General features: G+C 60.1%; 1 protein-coding gene and 1 pseudogene. Both read right to left on the reverse strand.

Annotated features, from left to right (window positions below; all coding sequences use genetic code 11):
• A pseudogene (locus A5622_RS21315) lies at positions 1 to 503 on the reverse strand (hypothetical protein); the annotation flags it as partial.
• Positions 504 to 595: 92 nt separating this feature from the next.
• Complete coding sequence (locus tag A5622_RS30535; protein ID WP_255361663.1) at positions 596 to 727, reverse strand: hypothetical protein; 132 nt, start codon at positions 725 to 727, stop codon at positions 596 to 598.
• Between the last annotated feature and the right edge of the window lie 446 nt (positions 728 to 1,173).

The raw sequence follows: 1,173 nt of genomic DNA on the forward strand, positions 1-1,173 counted from the left end.
TCATCGGCGGCATCGGCTTTCGCATCATCGATCAATTTCTTCAGAAAGGCCTCGGTCTTCGCGTCGGGGTGGCCATTCTGCAGATCGTGCTCCGCGGCGTCGATGATGTTGTCGAGCCCTTGCAACTCGTGTTCCAACGTGGCGATCCGGCGTGCCCCGGCTTTTTGCGCCTCAGCTAAGGCGGCGGCAATGTTCTCCAGATCACTGCCGATCTTGGGCAGCTGTTCTGTCTGCAAGCCAAGGGATTTCGTCAACCGCTGCACTTCAGCGGAGCCGTTGATCGGGTGATCACCGTTCTGGTGATTCCAGGCCATGTCGAAGCGCTTGCGGGCCTGTTCGAATTCTTCTTGGGCTGCGGTGGAGCATCGGCCGGCAGCATGGAAAGCCTCTGCCAGTTGAGAGATCTGAAAAGGGCTACCGGCCTGCAAGCTCTGGTTGATCGCCCATGGGTCACCGCCAGCTCTGGCGATGAGATCGCCAATGCTTAGCTCGATCAGTTGCATCGCACCACCCGCCAACCCGCCGTCTATGCTTCCGACCAGCTACGACGCTACCTCTAGTGGTATCCGGTCATGTCAGTTCCGGACGCAGCGCCTCACTGCTGTCGCTCCTCGCGAAGCTGGTCGATCAGGGTGGTACTCGGTGCGTGATCATTTGCCACCAAAGCCGCGCACCAAGCGCGCGACACCAACTGCAGATCGGCGTCAATCGCTTCGATATCGCGCATGTCCGAATGCTAAGCCGAGGCAGCGCTTCGCTCACTTCACCCCGGCGAACGGCGCAGATTCTTTATCTCGAAGGTGACTGATCGCTGGCGTAAGACCACCGACTTTATGCGGCCGTCAGCATCGGTTTGAGGCAGATCGTCGTCGGACCGGCCTGACGTCGCTGGGATTCGCTAGTGAGATGAAGCCGTGTCTGCGCTGCGTCGAGGCTAGTACATAGTGAATAGCGGCCAACGGCGTCCGCCCGTAATTTTCTACCCATGCGAGACCTCGCGACCATCGATGGCGAATCCGCCTGGTGACGCGAGCGCGCCTAGCGGCTCGATAACTCTGCGACGGCATTCCAGTACCACATTGATCGATCAGGCGCTCGACGAGCGAACGGCGGCAAATTGCACCGCAGCGTCGGCTTGAACCGGCGTGGAGAGGTTACCAGCGGGGTGGGGTC

Source organism: Mycobacterium sp. 1245801.1, from assembly GCF_001673055.1.
GTDB classification, from domain to species: domain Bacteria; phylum Actinomycetota; class Actinomycetes; order Mycobacteriales; family Mycobacteriaceae; genus Mycobacterium; species Mycobacterium europaeum_A.